Here is a 4,264-nt window from a genome sequence, read left to right on the forward strand (position 1 = left end):
GTTTATTGCTTCGGCGGCTGGGGTGGAACTTCACCCGGCTTGATCACCGGCGTCTTGCCTTCGTCGGGGGCCGGCGCCGCCATGCCCTGGTCTCCCGTCGGGGGCGGTTTCAGCACGCCGCCGCAGTCGTTGAGCTTCGCGGTCAAATTGCCGTCATCGGCTTGCTTTTCAGGCTGCTGTTTTGCCTCTTGCCCGGTCTGAGCCCTGCATTTGTCGGCCTGCGGCGCCTGGCTGTCGTTCTGCTGCTGGGCTGCGGCCGGCACTGCCAGCGCCAGCATAAGGCCGAATGGCATGATGGCGAGAGTTCTCATCCCTACCTCCTTCTTTCTTTCACGGTCGCCTGCGGCGACCTTCCCTTCACAGGGACAACGCCTGTCGACGAAAAAGGTTGGCCGCGTCGCCGGGCGGCATTGCAACCAAACCCGTTCGCCGGCCGTTGCGCGTGCCGGAGGCGGTCATGTTCGAAGGTTTTCAAGGCGCGGAAATCGACACCGGCGATGCCGGCATATTCTGCCTGCGTGCCGGGACCGGGCCGCCATTGCTGTTGCTGCACGGCTTTCCGCAGACGCATCTGATGTGGCGCGACATCGCGCCCGCTCTGGCCAGCCGGTTCAGCGTCGTCTGCGCCGATTTGCGCGGCTATGGCGGCAGCTCCTGTCCGGCGTCCACTCCGGACCACGCACCCTATGCCAAGCGCGCCATGGCGGACGATTTGGTGAGGCTGATGGAGAAGCTGGGTTTCAGCAGCTTCATGGTCGCCGGCCATGATCGCGGCGGGCGTGTCGCCTACCGCATGGCGCTCGACCATCCGGGCAGCATCGACAGGCTCGCCGTCCTCGACATCGTGCCGACCGCCGATGCCTGGGACCGCGCCGACGCCAGGCTGGCGCTGGGCTATTGGCCATGGTCGCTGCTGGCGCAGCCCGAGCCATTGCCGGAAAAGATCCTGTCCGGCGCCGCCGAGGCGATCGTCGACAATGCGCTCAACGGCTGGGGCTCACAGCCATCGGCGTTTCCAGCCGAAGTGCGTCAGGCCTATGTGGAGGCCCTGCGTACGCCTGCCCACGCCCATGCCATCTGCGAGGAATATCGGGCGGCAGCCACGCTCGACCGCGAGCATGACCATGCCGACAAGGCAGCCGGCCGGCGCATCCGCTGCCCGCTGCTGGCGCTATGGAGCGGTCAGGGCGCGTTGGCGGATTGGTATGCCGGCGAAGGCGGACCACTGGCGCTGTGGCGCGGCTGGGCCGACGACGTGCGCGGACAGGCGATGCCGGGTGGACACTTCTTCCCCGAGGAGGACCCGGCGCGGACGGCCGATCTGCTGGCCGGCTTCTTCGGCGAAACCAGTCACGGCATCTCCGTGCGATCGGAGTTACCTTCGCCCTCCCCTTGATGGGCTCAGGACGTTTCGGTTTCAGGCAGGTCGGCGCCCAACTGCGGAACGATGATCGAATCCAGCGGCGCCGTCAGCGACCAGCTGAGATGGCCCGGGCTGCGATCCAGCACCGCCAAGCCGTTCAGCGATTGCGGCGCGACCCGTTGCAGGACGACGGTGCCGAAACCCTTGCGCGTGCTTTCGTCTTGCCGCCCCCCGGGCCGCTCTCCCTCACGCACCGGCATCGTCTCGTCCCAGAGCAGATGGATTTCCAGCTTGTCCGAAGCGCCTTCGACGATCCGCCAGGTGATCTCCAGCCGCCCGGCCTCGCTCGCCAGCGCGCCATATTTGGAAGAGTTGGTGCCGAGTTCATGAAACGCCATGCCGAGATTTTGCACGGCATTCGGCTGCAGGGTCAAAAGCGGTCCGGAAAGCGATACCCGCGCCTCGTGGCCGAACGGCTTGAGCTGCTCCTGGGCAAGGTCGAAGAGGCTGGCGCCGGCCCATTCCGAGTTCACCAGCAGATCGTGCGACCGCGACAGCGCCATGATGCGGGAACGGATCATCTCCTCGAACTCGCGCGGATCGGTCGAGCGTTTGCTGGTCTCCCGGATCATCGAGAGGATCACCGCGAACTGGTTCTTGACGCGATGGTTCACCTCGCGGAGCAAAAGCCTGATCCGGCGCTCGCTCTCCTTGCTGGCGGTGATGTCGCGGGCGATCTTCGATGCGCCGATGATCTCGCCGGACGCGTTCCTGATCGGCGAAATGGTCAGCGACACGGCGATGAGGCCGCCATCCTTGCGCCGGCGGATCGTCTCATAGCTGGCCAGGAGCTCGCCCCTGCGAACCCGGCTGATGATGTCGGTCTCTTCATCCTTGAGATGATCGGGGATGAGCATGAGTACGGAGCGGCCGACGGCCTCTTCGGCGGTGTAGCCGAACATGCGTTGCGCCGCCGCGTTCCAACTGGTGATGATGCTGTTCAGGTCCTTGCTGACGATGGCGTCGAAGGACGAATCGACAATCGCCGCCAGCCGAGCGTGGGCAGTGATTTCGAGCAGGCTATCGACGCTTGCCAATTCTGTCATTGCCCCGTCGTGGCCCCACCTTGCCGCCTCCCGCCAGCGTCTGCGTGAGGATTCCCCTCCTGCTAGAAATGCCTGACCGGGCATTTTGGTTGCAGTCGGTGCGCAGCATTCCGCATTTGCGGTCGCGGACACGCATGTCACGATAATGCCCGGCCCTCCATCTCGGCAATGCCTCTGCGGCCGTAAATGCCGATCCAGTCGAGCTGCTGTAAGCCCGATGACCGCTTCGCCCTGTCCGTCTCATCGGCCTGCTTTTTCGGAGCCGGCGTCGTTGGGCGGCGCAACGGGCACTGCATCGGCGTCGGGATTCCTTTGCGGACAGTCCTCATAGCTGTGGTCGCGCCCGCCGCAGAAGGAACAGCACATGGCCTCGCGATCCCCGCTTCCGGGCCGCCATTGCGGAGTTTTGTAGGGCTTCCTGCCATCCATCCCCAGCAATGCACGACGGACCATTTGGTTGCGCTGCCACAGACGGCGAGCCGGCGGTTGCGGAACCACCCGGCGGGATGCGAGTTTCGGCCGATATGTCCATTCGAGGAACAGCCATGCCAATGCGCCGAATTGCCTTGACGGCAGCGATCCTGCTGGCCGCGACCGGCCTCGCCGAAGCCAGGCCCGACACCCGCACGATGAGTTGCGACCAGCTCCGGCAACTGCTCCAAAGCCGCCATGCCGTGGTGCTGACCACAGGCCCCAACACCTATGATCGCTATGTCAGGCAGTTCGGCAACGAATGCGACTGGCCGGAGGTGCCGATGTCGGCCTATGTCCCGACCCGTGACGGCAGCTGCCCGGTCTACCGCTGCGAGGAACCTGTCACCAACTTTCCGGACTGACACCGCGCTTCCAATCGGCTTTGCCGCCGCAGTGCGTTGATCCCGGCGCGCGAACCGGCTAGGGGTGGGGCGCAACGTGCATTTTCCCGCTTCGTCTAATGGTAGGACAGCGCCCTTTGAAGGCGTGAATCGAGGTTCGAGCCCTTGAGCGGGAACCAGCAACCAAGCGCTTGGCTGGTTCGAAGCCGCGCGCAGACTGGCCAGCCGGCTTCAGCACATTAGCGCGCGCTTGTATTTCACTCGAAGCAGGATCATCATCCAGGCCGTCAGTGGCTTGAAGGGGTAGAGCGCATGGAACTGAGTTGCTTTGACGGGGGCGTGCTTGCGTCGACGATGTCCCTGAACGTCACGGCGGTTTTCATGATATTGGCCGCATTTGCCGCATTTCGGCTGCTTGCAATGTCAGGCGAAGGTTCTGTCGACCAACTCCAGACGGCGTAGCCGGCAGAGAACCTCCCGTGCAGGAGAACGGCATATGGCCGCGAGAAAGGTGATAGCCGTCAAGGACTGGTCTTGCGGCATGAGCGACGAGCTTGGCCGCGTCGTGCTGACCATCAACCCGACCGAGGGTGAGCCCATCCTGGTTTTGATGACAATTTTCCAGGCGGCAAGGATGGCCGGGGAATTGCGGGCGCCGAAACTCGTCTCCATACCCCGGTGACGCCACGCCCCCGGCAAGGCGGATCAAGCTCGCCGGGGCAGCCCCAACGCCCCCAGCGAGCCCTGTTGCTCCGTTACGATGAACAATGGAGCAATTAGTGTTTTACGGATCTGGGCGCCGTTAAGTTGCATCCGGCTCCTGAAACCATTTCGCGGACCCCGCGTTGACCACCGGGCCGACACAGGAGACATCTCATGACCGTCAACTGCCGCATATCGATCGACAACCGGCCGGAGGCCACGGACGCGGTTTTTCAGGCGGTTCCGCGGATCGGCGAAAGCGTTGCGCTGTCGATCGA

The 4,264-nt window shown here is 64.3% G+C and carries 5 protein-coding genes and 1 tRNA gene; 4 read left to right on the forward strand and 2 right to left on the reverse strand.

What is annotated here, in order from left to right:
* Window positions 1-2 precede the first annotated feature (2 nt).
* The gene (locus EN879_RS26085; protein ID WP_013530773.1) at window positions 3-311 is read right to left on the reverse strand and encodes a hypothetical protein; all 309 of its coding nucleotides are present in this window, start codon (window positions 309-311) and stop codon (window positions 3-5) included.
* Between the two features lie 146 nt (window positions 312-457).
* On the opposite strand from EN879_RS26085, the gene EN879_RS26090 reads away from it, so the two are divergent.
* Window positions 458-1,396 carry an alpha/beta hydrolase gene (locus tag EN879_RS26090; protein WP_063170278.1) on the forward strand — a complete coding sequence of 313 codons (939 nt, stop codon included), beginning with the start codon at window positions 458-460 and terminating at the stop codon, window positions 1,394-1,396.
* A gap of 5 nt (window positions 1,397-1,401) precedes the next feature.
* Here EN879_RS26090 and EN879_RS26095 read toward each other — a convergent pair whose 3' ends face one another.
* A complete protein-coding gene (locus EN879_RS26095) occupies window positions 1,402-2,469 on the reverse strand; it encodes a PAS domain S-box protein (protein WP_063168565.1) in 1,068 nt (355 codons plus the stop codon).
* Between the two features lie 545 nt (window positions 2,470-3,014).
* Between EN879_RS26095 and EN879_RS26105 the strand changes: the two genes are divergently transcribed.
* The 3 genes from EN879_RS26105 to EN879_RS26115 all read left to right on the forward strand — a co-directional run bounded on the left by EN879_RS26105 (window position 3,015) and on the right by EN879_RS26115 (window position 3,966).
* Window positions 3,015-3,305 carry a hypothetical protein gene (locus EN879_RS26105; RefSeq protein ID WP_013530770.1) on the forward strand — a complete coding sequence of 97 codons (291 nt, stop codon included), beginning with the start codon at window positions 3,015-3,017 and terminating at the stop codon, window positions 3,303-3,305.
* 84 nt (window positions 3,306-3,389) lie between these two features.
* Window positions 3,390-3,463: transfer RNA gene (locus EN879_RS26110), tRNA-Gln, on the forward strand.
* A 317-nt stretch (window positions 3,464-3,780) separates the two neighbouring features.
* Window positions 3,781-3,966: a hypothetical protein gene (locus EN879_RS26115; RefSeq protein ID WP_013530769.1), complete on the forward strand. Its 186-nt coding sequence runs from the start codon at window positions 3,781-3,783 to the stop codon at window positions 3,964-3,966.
* The last annotated feature ends 298 nt before the right edge of the window (window positions 3,967-4,264 follow it).

The organism is Mesorhizobium sp. M7A.F.Ca.AU.002.02.1.1 (assembly GCF_003998535.1).
Classification (GTDB): domain Bacteria; phylum Pseudomonadota; class Alphaproteobacteria; order Rhizobiales; family Rhizobiaceae; genus Mesorhizobium; species Mesorhizobium ciceri.